This is a genomic window from Amycolatopsis iheyensis (genome assembly GCF_024703995.1).
GTDB lineage: Bacteria > Actinomycetota > Actinomycetes > Mycobacteriales > Pseudonocardiaceae > Amycolatopsis > Amycolatopsis iheyensis.
Window position 1 is genome coordinate 216787 of sequence record NZ_JAMXQV010000007.1, and the last position, 18297, is coordinate 235083.

Genomic DNA, 18297 nt, shown 5'->3' on the forward strand with positions numbered 1-18297 from the left:
CGCTTCTTTCGATTGCCCCCCGGCGATCGAGGGAGCAAGGTCTATCCATCCGTGCGATGGCGCGCGCGTTCCGTGCGCATTTCCGTCCGCGCGAGCTCCACCACCAAGACGGGGAAAAAGCGCACCGAAAGGTTCCGCGAAACAGTGACTACCTCCACGATCAGCAAGCCACAGCCGTCCGGCCAACCCGACGACGGCTTCCGACCGGGTCTGGAAGGCGTCATCGCCTTCCACACCGAGATCGCCGAGCCCGACCGGGACGGCGGTGCCCTGCGCTACCGCGGCGTCGACATCGAAGACCTCGCCGGCAAGGTGACCTTCGGCGACGTATGGGGCCTTCTCGTGGACGGCAGGTTCGGCCACGGCCTCCCGCCGGCCGAGCCGTTCCCGCTGCCGGTGCACACCGGCGACGTCCGGGTGGACGTCCAGGCCGCGCTGGCCATGCTCGCGCCGATCTGGGGCTACCGCCCGCTGCTCGACATCACCGACGAAGAGGCCCGCGAGCAGCTGGCCCGCGCCTCGGTGATGGCGCTGTCCTACGTCGCGCAGTCGGCGCGCGGCATCGGCCAGCCCGCCGTCCCGCAGACCCGCGTCGACGAGGCCCACTCGATCACCGAGCGCTTCCTGATCCGCTGGCGCGGCGAGCCGGACCCGGCGCACGTCAAGGCGCTGGACGCCTACTGGGTGTCGGCCGCCGAGCACGGCCTCAACGCGTCGACCTTCACCGCCCGCGTCATCGCCTCCACCGGCGCCGACGTCGCGGCGGCCATGTCGGGCGCGATCGGCGCGATGTCGGGCCCGCTGCACGGTGGTGCGCCCGCCCGCGTGCTGCCGATGATCGAAGAGGTCGAGCGCACCGGCGACCCGGCGGGTCTGGTCAAGGGCATCCTCGACCGCAAGGAACGCCTGATGGGCTTCGGCCACCGCGTCTACCGCGCCGAGGACCCGCGGGCGCGCGTGCTGCGCCGCACCTGCCAGGAACTGGGCGCGACCCGGTTCGAGGCGGCCGCGGCGCTCGAGCAGGCGGCGTTGAAGGAGCTGCGCGAGCGGCGCCCGGATCACCCGATCGAGACCAACGTCGAGTTCTGGGCCGCGGTCATCCTGGACTTCGCCCAGGTGCCGCCGCACATGATGCCCGCGATGTTCAGCTCGGCCCGCACCGCCGGCTGGGCCGCGCACATCCTGGAGCAGAAGAAGACCGGACGCCTGGTGCGGCCGTCGGCCAAGTACGTCGGCCCGGAGCCGCGCACGCCCGAGGACGTCGAGGGCTGGGAACTGGTCACCAAGCACTGACGCTACGACCGAAGCGGCACTTTCACGTGAAAGTGCCGCTTCGGTCGTGGGCGGCGGTGGCGCCGAGCATCGCGGTGAGCTGGTCGACCAGCCACGTGTCCAGGGATTCGCGCGGGACCGTGCGTTCCTGGAGCCACGACAAGAGCGCGCCTTCGACGACGGCCGTCCAGCAGCGCAAGGTGAGCAGCAGCAACGGTGAGGGGTCCTGGACGCCGAGGGCGTCCAGGATCAGTTCCACCGCGCGGTTGCGGACCTCGTCGACCGCGGCGTCCGTTTCGGACGTCGCGATCACCGAACCACTGCGCAGCAACGCGATGTAGCCCGCGCGGTAGTGGTCGGCGACGTCGATCAGGCCGCGGACGGCGGCCCGCAGGCGGGTCTCGGGTGGGCCCTCCTCCAGGCCGGCGAGGCCGTCGATGAGCCCGTCGGTGACCGTGCGCAGCGCCTCGACCTGCAGCTCGCGCAGGCTCGAGAAGTACCGGTAGAACAACGGCCGCGACACCTCGGCACGCGCGACGATGTCATCCACCGTGACCAGTTCGGGCGCCCGTGACCCGAACAGGTCGAGCGCGGCGCGGATCAGGTCGTCGCGACGGGCCTGCGGCGACATCCGCCGCGGCCGGCTCACGGCGTCAGATCCAGCTTCGCCGCCGCACGCAGCAATCCGGGCGTCAGTCGCGAAAGGACCAACGCGGCCTTCGCCTCCGGTGTGGACGGTGCGATCGCGGTGTCCCTCTCCACGGCTCGCAGGATGTCGCGCGCGACTCCCTCGGGCCCGAACCCGCGCCGGGCGTAGAGCTTCGAGCTTTCCTTCTGACGCCGCTTCTGCTCCTCTTCGGACACTCCGACGAACTTGGTCGTGTTGGTGATGTTGGTCTTCACGATGCCCGGGCACACCGCCGTGACGCCGACGTGGTGCGCGGCCAGCTCGGCCCGCAGGCAGACGCTCAAGGTCAGCACCGCGGACTTCGTCGTCGCGTAGGCGGTGAGGATCTTCGACGGCAGGTACGCGGCCGCCGACGCGAGGTTGACGATCTGGCCGCCCTCGGCGCGTTCGGCGAGCATCGGCGCGAACGCGCGGCAGCCGTGGATGACGCCCCAGAGGTTGACGTCGATGACGCGTTCCCAGTCCTCGACGGACGTGTCGAGGAACGGGCCGGACATGCCGATGCCGGCGTTGTTCACCACGATGTCCGGGACGCCGTGGTTCTTGCGCACATCGCGAGCGAAGCGGTGCACGGCCTCGCCGTCCGAAGAGTCCACTGTGTACTCCGCGACACCGTGCTCTTCCAGGAGCTTCAGCGTTTCCGCGGCCGCGGCCGGGTCGATGTCGGTGATGACGACGTCGGCGCCCTCGGCCGCGAAGGCCAGCGCGGTGGCCCGGCCGATCCCGCTGCCGGCGCCGGTGACGACGACCAGCTTGTGCTCGAACCGCCCCGCGTCCACCCGCGCCTTGCGCAGGCCGCGGCTCTCGACGCCGGACTCGACGTACTCGATCAGCTCCGCGGCGGCTCGCGCGACCACCGCCGGCTTGGCGCGGGTGACCCAGTGCGTGCCGACGATCCGGCGGATCCGCAGGTCGGGCACCCAGCGCGTGACCTCGGTCTGCAGCGGCGTCGTGACGTAGGCGTCGCCGGTCGGGGCCAGCACCTGCACCGGGACGTCGGCGGGTCGCGGCGCCGGCCGCGAGAGCCGGGTGAACATGTTGGCGCGGTAGAGCTCGAGGCCGTGCAGCCCGTCGGACTTCACCGGGGGCGCCGCGTCCGGTTCCATGCGCTGGATCTGCTTGCCCAGCAAGCCTGTGCGCCACAGCAGGTCCGGGATGAGCGGAAGCTGGAACGCGAGGATGTACCAGGAGTGCAGGAACTGGTTCAGGGCGTTCTTGAGCCGCTTCGGCGTCGGGCGGGTCAGCTGGGCGCGGAACCACGCGCCGGCGTGGTCGAGGCTCGGCCCGGACAGCGACGTGTAGGACGCGACGCGCCCGCGCAGGCCTTCGCCGGTGACGGCGTGCCAGGTCTGGATGGAGCCCCAGTCGTGGGCGACGAGGTGGACCTTGCCGGTCGGCTGGACCTCGTCGACGACCGCCCGGAGGTCGTCGGCCAGCTGGTCCAGCCGGTAGGACGTGCGTCCCGGCGGCTTGTCCGACTGTCCGGCCCCGCGGACGTCGTAGGTGACGACCCGGTGCTCGCCGCGCAGCTCGGCGACCACGCCGGCCCACATCGAGCGGTTGTCGGGATAGCCGTGCACCAGCACGACCGTGGGTCCGTCTTCCCGGCCGTCGACGTCGACGGAGAGGCGGACACCGTCACTGGCGGTCACCCACGTGTGAGACATTCTGTCATGTTAGACAAGTTGTCAATAGCTCTGTTCACCCTCACGGCGGTTACGCGTCCTCGGAAGTTCAGGTTTTTGCTTGTATGACAGCGTTTTCGAGGTTTCCCGTGGAACCAAGCCGGCCGGGCTGACGACTCTGTCCACCGAACGGTGGACACCGGGATTCAGCTGAGCGTTGCTCCTCATCGGGCCCCCAAGCGGCCAGGCTGTATCCCATGACCACAGCAGTGAGCGTGCGCGGCTTGCGCAAGCAGTACCCCGGTCACCTGGCGGTGGCCGGCCTGGACCTGGACATCGCCCAGGGTGAGGTCTTCTCCCTGCTCGGCCCGAACGGCGCCGGGAAGACCACGACCGTCGAGATCCTCGAAGGCCACCGGCAGCGCACCGACGGCGAAGTCCGCGTGCTCGGCGAGGACCCCGGCAAGGCGGGCCGCGCGTGGCGCGCCCGCATCGGCGTCGTCCTGCAGACGGCGAACGACGCCGCCGAGCTGAGCGTCGCCGAGACCGTGCGGCACTTCGCGAAGTACTACCCGGACCCGCGCGACCCCGACGAAGTCATCGAGAAGGTCGGGCTCACCGCGAAGGCCAAGGCGCGGGTCAAGTCGCTCTCGGGTGGGCAGCGGCGGCGCGTCGACGTCGCGCTCGGCATCATCGGCCGGCCCGAGCTGCTCTTCCTCGACGAGCCGACCACCGGCTTCGACCCCGAGGCGCGCCGGCAGTTCTGGACGCTGATCAGCGACCTCGCCGCCGAGGGCACCACGATCCTGCTCACGACCCACTACCTCGACGAGGCCGAGGCGCTGGCCGACCGCGTCGCCGTGATCGCACGCGGCGAGATCGTCGCGCAGGACACACCGCAGAACCTCGGGGGCCGCGCCGCCGCCGAGGCCACCGTGCGGTGGGTCGACGAGCGCGGCGCGCACGCCGAGCGCACCGCGTACCCGACCAAGCTCGTCAACGAGCTCTCTGCCGGCGGTAGGGAGCTCGCCGAGCTGACCGTGACCAGGCCGAGCCTGGAGGACATCTACCTGGACCTGATCGGAGACAAGGCATGACCACGCTCGCCCTCCCCGGCCCGCTGTCGCTTGGACTCGCCCGCGGCGGCACGGAGCTGCGGCAGTTCTTCCGGCACAAGGAGCAGGTGGTCTTCACCTTCTCCCTGCCCGCGGTGCTGATGATCCTGCTCGGGTCCATCCTGGACGGTCCGACCGCGCTCGCCGGCGTCACCTCCGGGCAGCTGCTCGCGGCCGGGATGATCGGCTCCGGGATCGTCTCGACGTCGTTCAACAGCATCGCCACCGGCGTCTCGGCCGACCGGGAAACCGGGGCGCTGAAACGGCTTCGCGGCACGCCGATGCCGTCGTCGTCGTACTTCATCGGCAAGATGGTGCTCGTCGCGGTGTCCAGCCTGGCCCAGACCGTGCTGATGGCCGCGGTCGCCGTGCTGCTCTTCGGGCTGAAGCTGCCCACCGAGCCGGCGAAGTGGCTGACGCTGCTGTGGGTGTTCGCGCTGGGGATCGTGTCGTGCACGCTGCTGGGCATCGCGCTCAGCTCGCTCGCGAAGTCCACCACCGGCGCGGTCGCCGTCGTGCAGATGCTGTACCTGGTGCTGCAGTTCATCTCCGGCGTGTTCGTCACGCCGATCACGAACCTGCCGAAGATCATGGTTGACATCGCGTCGTTCTTCCCGTTGAAGTGGATCTGCCAGGGGTTCCGGTCGGTGTTCCTGCCGGACGGCGCGGTCGGAATGGAGATGGCTGGCTCATGGGAACTCCCGCGGGTGGCGCTGGTGCTGGGGATCTGGTGCGTGGTGGGCGCGGTGCTCGCGCGGCTGAGCTTCCGGTGGACCGACGCGAAGTGAAGGACGCCTGGGACCGGTTCAACTGGCTCTGGGAGATCCTCTTCGCGGTGGCGTACCTGGCCACGACCACGCTGGTGGTGCTGGACGAAACCGATCCGGTGCGCACGGGCGTCGCGGTCGGGGCGCTCACCGCGCTCGCGCTGACCTACCTCGCCTGGGGCCGCCGGGTCGTGCGCGACGACGGGCACCTGCCGCAGCGGTGGGCGCTGGCCGCCGTGGTCGTGGTGCTCGTCGGCGTCGCGATCTTCGCCAACACCACGGCCAGCTTCATCCTGTTCATGGTGTGCCCGCTGCTGTTCACCACGCTCGAGTTCCGCCCGGCCGCGGTGGTCACCACGGTGGTCATCCTGCTGAGCCCGCTGTCGGCGGTCGTCAACGACGGGCTGGCCGGTCCGACCCTGCACATCCTGCTGCCGATGACCGCGATCCTCATCGTGTTCGGCATCCTGTCCGGCAAGTTCATCCTGCACGTCATCGAGGAAAGCCGGGCGCGGGCGGAGCTCATCACGCAGCTCGAAGCGAGCCAGGCCGAGGTCGCCCGGCTTTCCCGCGAGGCGGGCACGGCGGCCGAGCGCGAACGGCTCGCCCGCGAGATCCACGACACGCTGGCCCAGGGCTTCACCAGCATCGTCACCCTCGCCCAGGCCATCGAGTCCGAAGTGGACACCGACCCGGCGGCCGCGCGCCGGCACGCGGAGCTGGCCGCCCGGACGGCCCGGGACAACCTCACCGAAGCCCGCGCGATGGTCGCCGCGCTGGCGCCGGCGGACCTGACCTCGGGGTCCCTTGTGGACGCCGTCCGCCGGCAGGCCGACCGGCTCGCCGACGAGACCGGACTCGCCGTCCGGTACGAAGTGGACGACGCGCTGCCGGCGCTGGCCATGGCCGGCGAGGTGGTCCTGCTGCGCGGCGCGCAGGAGGCGTTGAACAACATCCGGCGGCACGCCGCGGCGTCGTCGGTGTCGGTGCGGCTGTCCGTTGTGGACGACGCGGTCCGGCTCTTCGTCCGCGACGACGGCGGCGGCTTCGACCCGGACTCGGTCAGCGGTTTCGGCCTGCGCGGCATGCGGTCCCGGGCCGAGCAGGTCGGTGGCAGACTGAGCGTCCGGAGTGGCCCCAGCGGCACCGAACTCACCCTGGAGGTGCCGGCTTGATCCGCATCATGCTCGTCGACGACCACCCGGTGGTCCGGGAAGGGCTCCGCGGCATGCTCGAAGCCGAAGCCGACCTCACGGTGGTCGGCGAGGCGGGCTCGGGCGACGAAGCCGTCGCGCTCGACCGCGTCGCCCAGCCCGACGTCGTGCTGATGGACCTGCGGATGCCGGGCCTCGACGGCGTCGGCGCGACGAAGCGGATCCTGCGCGACCAGCCGGGCCGCCGGATCGTCGTGCTGACGACGTACGAAACGGACGCGGACATCCTGCGCGCGGTCGAGGCCGGCGCGTCGGGTTACCTGCTGAAGGACGCGTCCCGCACGGAGCTGGCGAACGCGATCCGGGCGGCGTCGCGCGGGGAGACGGTGCTGGCGCCGTCGGTGGCGGGCAAGCTGGTCAACCGGGTCCGCAACCCGGAGCCGCAGCCGTTGTCGGCCCGCGAGGTGGAGGTCCTGCGCCTGGTCGCGAAGGGCGGCACGAACGCGGACATCGGCCGGGCGTTGCACATCAGCGAGGCGACGGTGAAGACCCACCTGCTGCGGGTGTTCGGCAAGCTGGGCGTTTCGGACCGGACAGCCGCGGTGACGACGGCCATGTCCCGCAACCTCCTGAGCTGACCCGTGATCGAGAAGCCGACACGCGTGATCCGGAGGTCGACACGCGTGTCTGGAGGGTCGACACGCGTGATTGTGAAGCCGACACGGCACGACCCGGCTCCGGCGCCGTGTCGACCCTTCAAACACGCGTGTCGACCCTCCAATCACGCGTGTCGACCCTTCGATCACGCGAGTTGACCCTTCCCGCACACCGCGACCTGCTTCGGCGCGCGGGGCGCGGCAGAATGCCTGCATGCTTCCCTCGACCGAACACGCTCTCCTCCGCCGGATCGCCCACGAGCAGGCGGTCTGCCGGGCTCCCTCGCTCGTCGCCGCCGTGGTGCGGGATGGGGAGATCGTCTGGTCCGGTGGGCGTGGGCGCGTCGGCGGCGAACAGCCCGGCGCCGACACGCAGTACCGGCTGGGCTCGATCACCAAGACCCTCGTCGCCACCGCCGTCCTGCGGTTGCGCGACGAAGGCCTGCTCGACCTCACCGACCCGCTCGAAAAGCACGTCCCCGGCACGCCCTTCGGCACCGCCACCGTCGCGCAGCTGCTCTCGCACACCTCCGGCCTGACCTCCGAATCGCCCGGCCTGTGGTGGGAGCGCACGCCGGGCGCCGACTGGGACGCGCTGGCCGGCAGCCTCGCCGAGGGCGCGACCAAGCTCCGGCCCGGCTCGCGGTTCCACTACTCGAACGTCGGCTACGGCGTGCTCGGCGAGCTCGTCTCGCGCCACCGCGGCAAGGGCTGGCTGTCGGTGCTCGACGAGGAGATCCTCGGCCCGCTCGGGATGACCCGCACGACCCCGCACCCGGTCGGCGCGCACGCCGACGGCTTCGCCGTGCACCCCTTCGCCGACGTCCTGCTGCCGGAGCCGAGCCCCGACGCCGGCGCGATGGCGCCCGCCGGGCAGCTGTGGTCGACGATCACCGACCTCGGCCGCTGGACGGCGTTCCTCGGCGGCCACGGCGGCGGGGTGCTCGCGCCGGAGACCATCGAAGAGATGCGCGTCATGAACACCGTCGACGACACCGAAACCTGGACGACCGGCTTCGGCCTCGGCGTGATGCTCGTGCGCTACCAGGGCCGCCGGATCGCCGGGCACACCGGCTCGATGCCCGGCTTCCTCGCCGCCTCGCTCATCGACCCCGTCGCGCAGACCGGCGCGCTGGTCCTCGCCAACTCGACCGCCGGGGTCGGCATCACCCAGCTCTGCCTGGACCTGATCACGATGACCGACGAGCTCGAGCCGCGGCTGCCCACCGAGTGGGAGCCGACCGCGGTCGACCCCGCGCTGCTCGCCCTGACCGGGCTCTGGCACTGGGGTCCGACGCCGTACCACCTGCGGATCCAGGGTGACGGGCTGCTCCTGCTGGCGCCGGTCGAGGGCGCCGGGCGCAGCTCCCGCTTCCGCGCGACCGGCCGGGACACCTACGTCGGTCTGGACGGCTACTACACCGGCGAGACGCTCGTCGTGGGCCGGGACGCCGAGGGCGTCGCCACCCACCTCGACCTCGCGACGTTCCTCTTCACCCGCACGCCGTACGACCCGGCCGCACCGGTGCCGGGCGGCGTCGACGGCTGGCGCTGAGCCCGGAGCGGGGCCCCGCTCACACCCCCAGGGCGGTGAGCGGGGCCCTCAGGCCAGTGCGGTGACGCCCGCGGCTTGGCCGACGGCCGACGCGAACATGTTCGCGAGCCGCTTGCCCTCACCCCAGTCGAACAGGCCGAACTTGAGGTTCGTAGTCACCGTGAGCGCCGAGCCGGTCGGCGCGTGCGAGACCGACACGTGGACGTTCTGCCCCCAGCTGGTGAAGGTCATCCCGGTCATGAAGGACAGGACCCCGCGCTGGGGGTCGTAGAACGGAGCCTGGGCGCCGAGGGCCGCGACTCCGGCGGGGAGCGCGTTCCACAGCACCTCGGGTGGCGCCGGGTAGCTCAGCTGCACAGTCGTCATGGCCGGGCACGCTACCGGTGGGCCACGCCCGCGGTAACCGTGTTTTTACCCCCACCGCGGTGCCCGCCGATGCTGCCGACGGCGTAGCTGTCGCCGTCCGGAAGACCCACCACGAGGGCTTCGGACGGCCAGCCGGCGAGCCACAGCCGGCGCCGGTCCGCGAGCTCGGCGGCGACGTCCGGGAGTGCGACGGGCAGGTGGAACCGAATCCGCACGTCGCCCGGCAACACCGCCCAGCCGTCGACCGGCTCGCTCGCGCGGACGTCGAACGCCGCGGCCGCGATCGGCGTCCAGCTGCCGCTCGCCAGGCACCGCGCCGGTCCGGCGAGGTCCGACCGCCACCCCGCGAGCGCCGCCACCGCAACCCCGCCCGCCACCGGCACGAACCACGGCAGCCACCCGCCGACCACGGCGACGGCCGCCACTTCGGTCGTGAGCACGACCGCCGCGGCCGTCCACACCGCCGCGGTGGCGAACCGGAACCGTCGCCGCAGGACGGCCCGCCGCGTCACCGGTGCCTTCGGCACGAGGTGGTACCAGCCGACCGCCGACCCGCCCAGGAAGATGGCGGCGAAGACACCCGCGTTGACGATGTCGGCGCCGTGCGGCGGGTACAGCACCAGCGCGAAGACGACGACCGCGTCCAGCAGGAGCAGGCCCGCGGCGCCGGCGACGACGAGGACCTGGCGGCCCGCGGGCAGCTCACCGGTGAGCCACCACGGCAGCCGCCGGACGAACACGAAGACGAGGGTCACGGCCAGCGCGATCGGGGCCAGCACCGTGGTGGTCGCCGTCCAACCGCCGCTCGCGACCAGGTGGACGGCCAAGATCCCGCCCAGGTTCCAGCACAACCACCACCGCGGCCGCCACCGCTCTTCGTCCACCACCGCGTGAAAATAGCCGCCGCCCCGGCCACGCGAACAGCGGATTTCCCGGTGGCCGGAGTGGCCGATTCCACATACCGGACACCTGCGCACCGCCTTCACCAGCCGCGTCCCGACCTGAGAGACTGGCCACATGACCGACGCTGAGTTGACCATCCCCGCAGACCTCAAGCCGGCCGACGGCCGCTTCGGCTGCGGACCGTCGAAGGTCCGCGCCGAGCAGCTGAGCGCCCTGGCGGAGTCCGGCTCCACCTACCTCGGCACGTCGCACCGGCAGAAGCCGGTCAAGTCCCTCGTCGGACGCGTCCGGGCCGGGTTGTCCGAGCTGTTCTCCCTGCCCGAGGGCTACGAGGTGATCCTGGGCAACGGCGGCACCACGGCGTTCTGGGACGCGGCCGCGTTCGGCCTGGTCCGCGAGCGCGCCCAGCACTTCACCTACGGCGAGTTCTCCTCGAAGTTCGCCACCGTGACCAAGGGCGCGCCGTTCCTGGCCGACCCGATCGTCACCAAGGCCGAGCCGGGCAGCGCGCCCGAAATCGTCTACGAAGCCGGCGCCGACCTGGTCGGCTGGGCGCACAACGAGACGTCCACCGGTGTGGCCGTGCCGGTCCGCCGCCCCGAGGGCTCTGGTGACGCGCTGGTCGCGATCGACGCCACCTCCGGCGCCGGCGGTCTCCCGGTCAAGGCCGAGGACTTCGACGTCTACTACTTCGCGCCGCAGAAGTCGTTCGCCGCCGACGGTGGCCTGTGGATCGCGCTGGCCTCGCCGGCCGCGGTCGAGCGGATCGGCGAGATCGGCGGCGGCGACCGCTGGATCCCGGAGTTCCTGTCGCTGACCACCGCGCTGGACAACTCCCGCAAGGACCAGACGTACAACACCCCGGCCGTGGCCACGCTGTTCCTGCTCGCCGAGCAGATCGAGTGGATGAACGGCCAGGGCGGCCTCGAGTGGACGACCTCGCGCACGAAGGACTCGTCCTCGCGGCTGTACGAGTGGGCCGAGAAGACGAGCTACACGACGCCGTTCGTGAAGGACCCGGAGCTGCGCTCGCAGGTCGTCGGCACGGTCGACTTCGCCGACGAGGTCGACGCCGCCGCGGTGGCGAAGGTGCTGCGCGCCAACGGGATCGTCGACACCGAGCCGTACCGCAAGCTGGGCCGCAACCAGCTGCGCGTCGGCCTGTTCCCGGCCATCGACCCGGACGACATCACGAAGCTCACGCAGAGCATCGAGTACGTCGTCGAGCGGCTCAGCTGACCTGAGGTGCTTCGGAGGGGGCCTTTTCCGCCACGGCGGGGAGGGCCCCCTTCTTCGTGGCCACGCGGCGGGCGGCGAACGCGGCGAGGACCAGCAGGAGCAGGCCGAACAGCTCGTAGGACTCCGTCGCCAGCCACCAGCCCACCGACGACGCCGGGCGCGGGGCGAACCACATCGGGCCCCAGATGAACAACACCAGCCCGGCGACGACGACCGCGGCCGCCGCCCACCGGACCGCCCGGTCGAAGCGCCACGCGTACCACCCGGCGAGGACGAGGATCGGCACGCACCACGTCCAGTGGTGCGTCCACGAGATCGGCGAAACCAGCAGCCCGCCGAGCGCACAGGCGGTGAGCCCGAGCACCGGCTCGGCGCTGCGCACGACGATCACCGCGACCAGGGCCATCACGGCCAGCGCGGCCAGCACCCAGACGAAGTCCGCCAGGCCGGCGCGCACGGTCAGCCCGTGCAGCGACTGGTTGCCGACGTAGTCGACGCCGCCGATGCGGCCCGCGTCGAAAACGAGCTTCGTCCAGTACGTGAACGACGCCGACGGCCGGATCACCCACAGCAGCGCCCCGGCGGCCACGAACCCCACGACCACTCGCGCGGCCGAGCGGAAGTCGCGGCGGAACAGGAAGTAGACGACGAAGACGGCCGGTGTCAGCTTGATCGCCGCGGCCACGCCGATGAGCAGGCCTTTCGTGCGCTTCCGCTCACCGGGGAGCAGGACGTCTAGCACGACCAGCACCATCAGCAGTGCGTTGATCTGGCCGAAGCCGAGTGTCGAGCGCACCGGTTCCAGGAGCGCCCCGGCGAGCTGCGCGCCGATCGCGACCAGGGCGGCGACCACGCGGCCGGTGACCTTCGTGGGGTCGGTGAGCGAGCCGTTGAGCGTCGCGATGTAGAGGTACGCGCAGACGCCGGTCGCGAGGATCGAGGCGATGCTGACCAGCTTCATCGTCACCGCGAAGGGCAGCAGCGTGCCGGGCCAGAACGCGGCCGCGGCGAACGGCGTGTAGGTGAAGGGCAGCAGGATCTGGTGCGTGGTCGGCACCCAGGCGTCGTACGGCGAGCCCTGCTCGGCCAGCGCCTTCGCGCCGCCGAGGTAGACCTCCAGGTCAAGCCCGTCGAACCGCTTCAGGAGAAGCACCAGCACGACGGCCACGACCTCGAGGACGACCAGCGCCGCCACAAGCTTCCGCCCCGACAGCACCACGCGTCCCCCTCAGGTCTCCTGACCGGCCGAGATTACCCGGCACGCACCGACCCCCTCCCCAGACCGCCGCTTTCACGTGAAAGCGACCTGGAGGCTCCCTCCGGGTCACTTTCACGTGAAAGCTACGCTTTGCGGCGCAAAGCGGCACTTTCGTCGTGAAAGTGCCGCTTCGCGGCTCAGGCGAGGGCCTGGGTGGGCGCCAACCGGGCGGCGCGGACCGCCGGGTAGGCCCCCGCGATGGCTCCGACCAGCGCCGCCACGCCGACGCCGCCGGCCAGCGCGCCCCATGGGAGCACCGCGGGCCAGCCCTGGCTCAGCGCGTACCCGGCCGTCACCAGCACTCCGACCAGGACCCCGGCCAGCCCGCCGAGTCCGGACAGCAGCACCGACTCGGCCAGGAACTGCCCGCGCACCTGGCGTTTCGTCGCGCCGAGCGCGCGGCGCAGGCCGATCTCGCGGCGCCGTTCCAGCACCGAGATGACCATCGTGTTGGCCACCCCGACCCCGCCGACCAGCAGCGCGACCCCGCCCAGCCCGAGGAACAACGCGCTGTACGTCGTGTCCGTGAGCTTCTGCGCGGCGAGCGCGTCGGACGGCCGGCGCACCTCGACCTCGTTGGGCGCCTGCGGGTTCAGCGTCGCGCCCAGCACCGTCCGCACACTGTCCACTTCGGACTCTTCGGCGCGGACGTACACGGTGGACGGGTGGCCGTCGAAGCCGAGCAGCCGCTTCGCGACGTCCCAGCCGACCAGCACCGACCGCTCGACCTCCGGCGCGAGCGGCATCGGCGAGAGGATCCCGACCACGGTGAACCACTGCGACCCGATCAGCACCTGCGGCGGCCGCGCCGGGTCGATCCGGTCGATGCCGAGCCGGGCCGCGGCCTGTGCGCCGAGCACCGTCACCGGGTAGTCCTGGTTGCCCGCCCCGAGGAACGATCCCAGACGCACCTTGCCGCCGAGCACGGCCAGCAGGTCCGGTTTCGCCGCGTACACCGCGAGCCCGGACGTGTCGTCCGGCGCGATCTTGTCACTGCGCCGCACGCTCGCCGACGTGTTCCCCGTGCCGCTGGCCGCCTGGACCGGCCCGATCCGCTTGGCCATCGGGACGGCGTCGTCGGGCAGCACCGCGTCCTGCCCGAACAGCGTCTGGCCCGGCCCGGCGGTGAGCAGGTTCGTGCCGAGCGCGGCGAGCCGGTCGTGCAGAGCCTGCGCGCCGGACGCCGGGATCGCGAGCACGGCGACCATCGCCGCGACGCCGATCGCGATGCCCAGCGCGGACAGCACCGCGCGGACCGGCCGCGTCCGCATCCCGTGCGCGCCGAGCGCGACGACGTCCGGCGGCTTGAGCCGGGCCGGCTCCGGCAGCAGCACCGCGGTCATCGCGCACCCACCAATCCGGTGTCGAGGCGCAGGTGCCCGTCGAGCAGCTCGATCCGGCGCGGCATGCCCGCCGCGATCTCGCGGTCGTGGGTGATCACGACGATCGTGGTGCCGCCGGTGGACAGCTCGCCCAGCAGCCCGAGCACGGACGCGCCGGTGCCGGTGTCGAGGTTGCCGGTCGGCTCGTCGGCCAGCAGGATCGACGGCTCGTTGACCACCGCCCGCGCGATCGCGACGCGCTGGCGTTCCCCGCCGGACAGCTCGCCGGGCCGGTGCCACGCGCGGTGCCCCAGCTTGACGCGGTCGAGCGCGGCCAGCGCGCGCTCGCGCCGCCGTCGCCGCGGGACCCCGGCGTAGAGCAGGCCGGTGCAGACGTTGTCCACCGCGCTCATCCCCTCGTCGAGGAAGAACTGCTGGAACACGAACCCGATCCAGCGCGAGCGCAGCGCGGAGACCTTCCGGTCCGGCAGCGCGGCGACGTCGTGGCCGTGCAGTTCGACGCGCCCCGACGATGGCCGGTCGAGGGTGCCCATCAGGTGCAGCAGCGTGGACTTCCCGGAGCCGGACGGCCCGACGATCGCCACCATCTCGCCGTCCGCCAGGGTCAGCGAAACGCCGTCGAGCGCGTTGACCCCGCCGGGGTAGGTGCGCGTGACCTCGTGGACGCGCAGCACGGGCGTCACGACGTCGTCACCACCCGCATGCCGGCGGTCAGGCCGCTGCCGGTGACCTCGACCTTGCCGCCGCTGAACAGTCCCGTTTGGACACCGATGAGCCGCCGCTGCCCGTTTTCGTCGACCTCGACGGCGTACCCGCCCTCGGCGAGCGCGAGCAGCGCGCCGACCGGCACCGCGAGCACGCCCTCGTGGACGTCCTTGGTAAACCGGACGCTCGCCGGCGCCGAGTCGAGCGTGCCGCCGGCTGCCGGGTCGTCGAGCTTGACGGTCACGGTGATCTTGGGCTTGCCGTCGTCCTGGCCTGCCGCGTCCTTGCCCTCGACGGCGGTGCGCCCGACGTCGGTGATCGTGCCCTGCGTCGTCTTGCCGTTGATCGTCACCGACGCCTTCGCGCCCTGCTGCGCGAGATCCTGCTTGGCCGCGTCGAGCTTCACCTGCACCGAGCGGACCGTGCCGGTCGTCTTGAGGATCTCGCCCTGCGCCGGCGAGCCGGGCTTGGCCGCCACCGCCGAAACGCGGACCTCGCCCGCCGCGAGCACGACGTCACCCTGGCCGAACGCGCCGGTCTGCTCCAGCCCCAGCGACTTCTGCCACTTCTTCAGCGCGGCCGCCGTCGCCGAGGTGAACTTCTTGTCCGGCGTGCCGAACCCGCCGAAGCCGCACGCCTTGAGGTTCTCCTCCAGCTGCTTGACGTCGGCGCCGTCCTCCGCGCCCGCGGCGAGGTCGCGGTAGAAGGGCAGCGTGCCGTAGAACAGCGGCACCGGCTTGGCGTCGACGCCGTACACCGCCTGGCAGCGGGTGAGCTTGGCGCCGGCGGCGGGCAGCGACGTGATCGTGCCGGGCTTGCGGCCCTGGACGGACTCCTCGTCGCCGTAGCCGAGCGTGCCGTCGGCTTCCTCTTCTTCGCTGAGGTCCGTCTTGACGACCTCGGCCGTCTCGACCGCGGGTGGCGCGGCCTCCTTGACGGTCGTCGCGTTCGAGACGCGCGTCAGGATCACGACCGAGCCGGTGCCCAGCACGACGACGAGGACCGCCCCGGCGACGAACCAGCGCGTCCGGCCGCGGCGGCGCGGCTTCAGGTGGGTCACCTCGTTCACTTCTCGGACAGTCACTTCCCGCCCTCCGCGCGGCTGCTGGAAGCGAAGCCGAGCCCGCACGCCTTGGCGGCTTCTTCGAACTTCTTCGGGTCGTCGCCGACGCTGCCGGCCCGCGTCATCCCCTTGCCGCTCGGATCGGGGTCGGGCATGTCGATGCCGTGGTCACGCATGCACTTCGCGTCCTTGCGCATCTTGTCGAGCTCCTCGGCGCTCGGCGGCTTCATCTCGCCGCCGTTGGGCATGAGGTGCTTGCACGCTTTCTGCGCGGTGTCGATCTTCCCCTTGTCCGCACCGTCGCCGTCGAGCGTGATGGCCATGCCACCGCCGTCGCCGGCCGGCTTCGGGTCCGGCATGTCGACCCCGTGCTCGCGCATGCACTTGGCGAAGTCGCGCATCTTGTCCTCGTCGCTCTTGCCGCTGTTGTCGGCGGCCGTGGGACCGCCCGACTTCGGCGGCGTCGAGATCGACGCGACCTTGTCGCCGCCGTCCCCCTTCGCGCCGCAGCCCCCGAGCAGCAACGCCGCCCCGAGCGCCGCGACGACGATCCGTGTCCGCATGGCCCGCTCCTTTCGTCCGATGGGTGCCAGGTCTACGGATCGGGGGATTCGGGCGCGCTAAGCGACGTCGCTTATGCGGTCCTTATGGCCTCCCTGCGCAGACTGGGCGGGTGCGGGTGCTGGTGGTGGAGGACGAACGGCTGCTGGCCGACTCGGTCGCGGAGGGACTCCGGCGGTTTTCGATGGCCGTCGACGTCTGCTACGACGGCGAGCAGGCCCTGGAACGCGTCGGTGTGCACGGCTACGACGTCGTGGTGCTGGATCGCGACCTGCCGAAGGTGCCCGGCGACGCCGTCTGCGCCGCGGTGGTCCGGTCGGGCGGCGAGGCGCGGGTGCTGATGCTGACCGCGGCCGCCGACGTCACCGACCGCGTCGCGGGCCTGGGCCTCGGCGCCGACGACTACCTGACCAAGCCGTTCGCCTTCGCCGAGCTCGTCGCGCGGGTCCAGGCGCTCTCGCGGCGCGCGCGGCCCGCGTTGCCGCCGGTGCTGGAGCGCGACGGCGTCGTGCTCGACCTGCCGCGGCACCAGGCGTCGCGTGACGGCCGGTTCCTGCTGCTCTCGCCGAAGGAGTTCGCCGTGCTGGAGGTGCTCATGCGAGCCGAAGGGGCGGTGGTCAGCGCCGAAGACCTGCTGGAGAAGGCGTGGGACGAGCACGCCGACCCGTTCACCAACGCGGTGCGCGTCGCGGTGATGACGTTGCGGCGCAAGCTCGGCGACCCGCCGGTGATCGAGACCGTGCCCGGCGCCGGCTACCGGTTCGGCACGCCGTGAACGGCATTTCCGTCCGGACGAAGCTGACCGCCTGGTACGGCGGCCTGTTCCTGCTGGCTGGGCTGGTCCTGGTCGTCATCAACTACCTGCTGGTCCAGAGCACGCTGCCGGACCCGGCCCGGGTCGCGTCGACGACGATCGGCTCGGCCGACCTGACCTACGGCGTCCCGGCGGAGACGGCGCCGGCGGGGGTCGCGGTGCGGCTGCTCAGCGGCTCGCTGGAGGACTACCGCTCCTCGACGCTGTCCACCCTGCTCGTCGGCTCGGCCATCGCGCTGGTCGCGACGGCCGCGCTGGCCGTGCTGTTCGGCTGGCTGATGGCCGGCCGGGCGCTGCGGCCCCTGCACGACATCACCTCGACCGCGCGCCGGCTGGAGGCGGGCAAGCTCGACCGGCGGATCAACCTCGAAGGCCCGCCCGACGAGCTGAAGGAGCTGGCGGACACCTTCGACGGCATGCTCGACCGGCTCGCGGAGTCGTTCGACAGCCAGAAGCGGTTCGTCGCCAACGCGTCGCACGAGCTGCGGACGCCGCTGGCCGTGCAGCGGACGCTGGTCGAGGTCGCGATGGCCGACCCGGAAGTGACGCCGGAGCTGCGGAAGCTCGGTACCCACCTGCTGCTCACCAACGAGCGCAGCGAGCGGATGATCGAAGGGCTGCTGGTCCTGGCCCGCAGCGACCGCGGCCTGCACGCGCGGACGCCGGTCCGGCTGGACGAGGTCGTCGCGTCGGTGGTCCGGGCGACGTCGGCTTCGGCGAAGGCGGCCGGGGTGACGGTGGAGACGAGGCTGCGGCCGCGCGTGGTGGCGGGCGACCCGGTGCTGCTGGAGCGGCTGGTGACGAACCTGGTGGTCAACGCGATCACGTACAACGCCTCGAGTGGCTGGGTGTACGTCGAAGTCCGCGGTGATCCGGCGCTGGAGGTGCGGAACTCGGGGCCGGTGGTGCCGCCCGAGGCCGTGCCGACGTTGTTCGAGCCGTTCCGCCGGGTCGGGTCCGAGCGGACCGGCGACTCGCGCAACGCGGGGCTCGGGCTCTCGATCGTGCGGTCGGTCGCCCAGGCGCACGGCGGGTACGCCGAAGCCCAGCCCGGCCGTCGCGGCGGCCTCACCGTCACGGTCCGGTTGCCGCCTTCTTGATCCACTCGATCGTGACTGACCGTGTCCAGCGTGTCACCCGGCCGCCGCCGACCTGGGTGATCCATGATGCGAGCGTCGCGAAATGAACAGTGGGCAGTTCGGCACGGACTCGG

At 71.9% G+C, this 18297-nt stretch carries 18 protein-coding genes; 9 read left to right on the forward strand and 9 right to left on the reverse strand.

Features of this window, described 5'->3' with window-relative positions; genetic code table 11:
• The first annotated feature begins 144 nt into the window (after nucleotides 1-144).
• Entirely contained in the window at nucleotides 145-1293 is a 1149-nt protein-coding gene (locus M8542_RS15495; protein WP_257920849.1) for a citrate synthase 2, read from the forward strand.
• A gap of 22 nt (nucleotides 1294-1315) precedes the next feature.
• Here M8542_RS15495 and M8542_RS15500 read toward each other — a convergent pair whose 3' ends face one another.
• Together M8542_RS15500 and M8542_RS15505 are read right to left on the reverse strand one after the other, a co-directional pair.
• On the reverse strand, nucleotides 1316-1903 hold the full coding sequence (locus M8542_RS15500) for a TetR/AcrR family transcriptional regulator (RefSeq protein ID WP_257921059.1): 588 nt from the start codon (nucleotides 1901-1903) through the stop codon (nucleotides 1316-1318).
• Nucleotides 1904-1917: 14 nt separating this feature from the next.
• Complete coding sequence (locus M8542_RS15505) at nucleotides 1918-3612, reverse strand: SDR family oxidoreductase (RefSeq protein ID WP_257921060.1); 1695 nt, start codon at nucleotides 3610-3612, stop codon at nucleotides 1918-1920.
• A gap of 230 nt (nucleotides 3613-3842) precedes the next feature.
• Between M8542_RS15505 and M8542_RS15510 the strand changes: the two genes are divergently transcribed.
• From M8542_RS15510 to M8542_RS15530, 5 genes are all read left to right on the forward strand, one after another.
• Entirely contained in the window at nucleotides 3843-4682 is an 840-nt protein-coding gene (locus M8542_RS15510) for an ABC transporter ATP-binding protein (protein ID WP_257920850.1), read from the forward strand.
• The gene (locus tag M8542_RS15515; RefSeq protein WP_257920851.1) at nucleotides 4679-5488 is read left to right on the forward strand and encodes an ABC transporter permease; all 810 of its coding nucleotides are present in this window, start codon (nucleotides 4679-4681) and stop codon (nucleotides 5486-5488) included. Before M8542_RS15510 ends, M8542_RS15515 begins: the two co-directional genes overlap by 4 nt.
• Entirely contained in the window at nucleotides 5485-6642 is a 1158-nt protein-coding gene (locus tag M8542_RS15520) for a sensor histidine kinase (RefSeq protein WP_257921061.1), read from the forward strand. The genes M8542_RS15515 and M8542_RS15520 overlap by 4 nt, the downstream gene beginning before the upstream one ends.
• Nucleotides 6639-7259: a response regulator gene (locus M8542_RS15525; protein ID WP_257920852.1), complete on the forward strand. Its 621-nt coding sequence runs from the start codon at nucleotides 6639-6641 to the stop codon at nucleotides 7257-7259. Before M8542_RS15520 ends, M8542_RS15525 begins: the two co-directional genes overlap by 4 nt.
• Before the next feature lie 232 nt (nucleotides 7260-7491).
• Entirely contained in the window at nucleotides 7492-8832 is a 1341-nt protein-coding gene (locus M8542_RS15530) for a serine hydrolase domain-containing protein (RefSeq protein ID WP_257920853.1), read from the forward strand.
• Between the two features lie 48 nt (nucleotides 8833-8880).
• Here the strand turns inward: M8542_RS15530 and M8542_RS15535 are convergent, their stop codons facing one another.
• Nucleotides 8881-9198: a hypothetical protein gene (locus M8542_RS15535; protein WP_257920854.1), complete on the reverse strand. Its 318-nt coding sequence runs from the start codon at nucleotides 9196-9198 to the stop codon at nucleotides 8881-8883.
• Between the two features lie 11 nt (nucleotides 9199-9209).
• On the reverse strand, nucleotides 9210-10085 hold the full coding sequence (locus tag M8542_RS15540) for a hypothetical protein (RefSeq protein ID WP_257920855.1): 876 nt from the start codon (nucleotides 10083-10085) through the stop codon (nucleotides 9210-9212).
• 130 nt (nucleotides 10086-10215) lie between these two features.
• Here M8542_RS15540 and serC point away from each other — a divergent pair, with 130 nt between their 5' ends.
• Nucleotides 10216-11340 (forward strand): phosphoserine transaminase, encoded by a 1125-nt coding sequence (gene serC / locus M8542_RS15545; RefSeq protein ID WP_257920856.1) that lies wholly within the window; start codon nucleotides 10216-10218, stop codon nucleotides 11338-11340.
• Here the strand turns inward: serC and M8542_RS15550 are convergent.
• The 5 genes from M8542_RS15550 to M8542_RS15570 form a co-directional block, all read right to left on the reverse strand.
• Nucleotides 11333-12559, reverse strand: a complete 1227-nt coding sequence (locus M8542_RS15550) for a glycosyltransferase 87 family protein (RefSeq protein ID WP_257920857.1) — start codon at nucleotides 12557-12559, stop codon at nucleotides 11333-11335. The genes serC and M8542_RS15550 overlap by 8 nt on opposite strands.
• A gap of 176 nt (nucleotides 12560-12735) precedes the next feature.
• Nucleotides 12736-13941: an ABC transporter permease gene (locus M8542_RS15555; RefSeq protein WP_257920858.1), complete on the reverse strand. Its 1206-nt coding sequence runs from the start codon at nucleotides 13939-13941 to the stop codon at nucleotides 12736-12738.
• On the reverse strand, nucleotides 13938-14624 hold the full coding sequence (locus M8542_RS15560) for an ABC transporter ATP-binding protein (protein ID WP_257920859.1): 687 nt from the start codon (nucleotides 14622-14624) through the stop codon (nucleotides 13938-13940). Before M8542_RS15560 ends, M8542_RS15555 begins: the two co-directional genes overlap by 4 nt.
• A complete protein-coding gene (locus M8542_RS15565; RefSeq protein WP_257920860.1) occupies nucleotides 14621-15715 on the reverse strand; it encodes a peptidoglycan-binding protein in 1095 nt (364 codons plus the stop codon). The genes M8542_RS15560 and M8542_RS15565 overlap by 4 nt, the downstream gene beginning before the upstream one ends.
• 11 nt (nucleotides 15716-15726) lie before the next feature.
• Nucleotides 15727-16272, reverse strand: a complete 546-nt coding sequence (locus M8542_RS15570; protein ID WP_257920861.1) for a hypothetical protein — start codon at nucleotides 16270-16272, stop codon at nucleotides 15727-15729.
• A 110-nt stretch (nucleotides 16273-16382) separates the two neighbouring features.
• On the opposite strand from M8542_RS15570, the gene M8542_RS15575 reads away from it, so the two are divergent.
• Together M8542_RS15575 and M8542_RS15580 are read left to right on the forward strand one after the other, a co-directional pair.
• Nucleotides 16383-17045 carry a response regulator transcription factor gene (locus tag M8542_RS15575; RefSeq protein WP_257920862.1) on the forward strand — a complete coding sequence of 221 codons (663 nt, stop codon included), beginning with the start codon at nucleotides 16383-16385 and terminating at the stop codon, nucleotides 17043-17045.
• A complete protein-coding gene (locus tag M8542_RS15580) occupies nucleotides 17042-18184 on the forward strand; it encodes a sensor histidine kinase (RefSeq protein ID WP_257920863.1) in 1143 nt (380 codons plus the stop codon). The genes M8542_RS15575 and M8542_RS15580 overlap by 4 nt, the downstream gene beginning before the upstream one ends.
• The last annotated feature ends 113 nt before the right edge of the window (nucleotides 18185-18297 follow it).

What these genes read in the sequence shown, in the direction of transcription:
- M8542_RS15500 (WP_257921059.1), bottom strand. Translation starts at nt 1,903, where the DNA reads ATGTCGCCGCAGGCCCGTCGCGACGACCTGATCCGCGCCGCGCTCGAC.
- M8542_RS15570 (WP_257920861.1), bottom strand. Translation starts at nt 16,272, where the DNA reads ATGCGGACACGGATCGTCGTCGCGGCGCTCGGGGCGGCGTTGCTGCTC.
- M8542_RS15515 (WP_257920851.1), top strand. Translation starts at nt 4,679, where the DNA reads ATGACCACGCTCGCCCTCCCCGGCCCGCTGTCGCTTGGACTCGCCCGC.
- M8542_RS15535 (WP_257920854.1), bottom strand. Translation starts at nt 9,198, where the DNA reads ATGACGACTGTGCAGCTGAGCTACCCGGCGCCACCCGAGGTGCTGTGG.
- M8542_RS15530 (WP_257920853.1), top strand. Translation starts at nt 7,492, where the DNA reads ATGCTTCCCTCGACCGAACACGCTCTCCTCCGCCGGATCGCCCACGAG.
- serC (WP_257920856.1), top strand. Translation starts at nt 10,216, where the DNA reads ATGACCGACGCTGAGTTGACCATCCCCGCAGACCTCAAGCCGGCCGAC.
- M8542_RS15555 (WP_257920858.1), bottom strand. Translation starts at nt 13,941, where the DNA reads ATGACCGCGGTGCTGCTGCCGGAGCCGGCCCGGCTCAAGCCGCCGGAC.
- M8542_RS15510 (WP_257920850.1), top strand. Translation starts at nt 3,843, where the DNA reads ATGACCACAGCAGTGAGCGTGCGCGGCTTGCGCAAGCAGTACCCCGGT.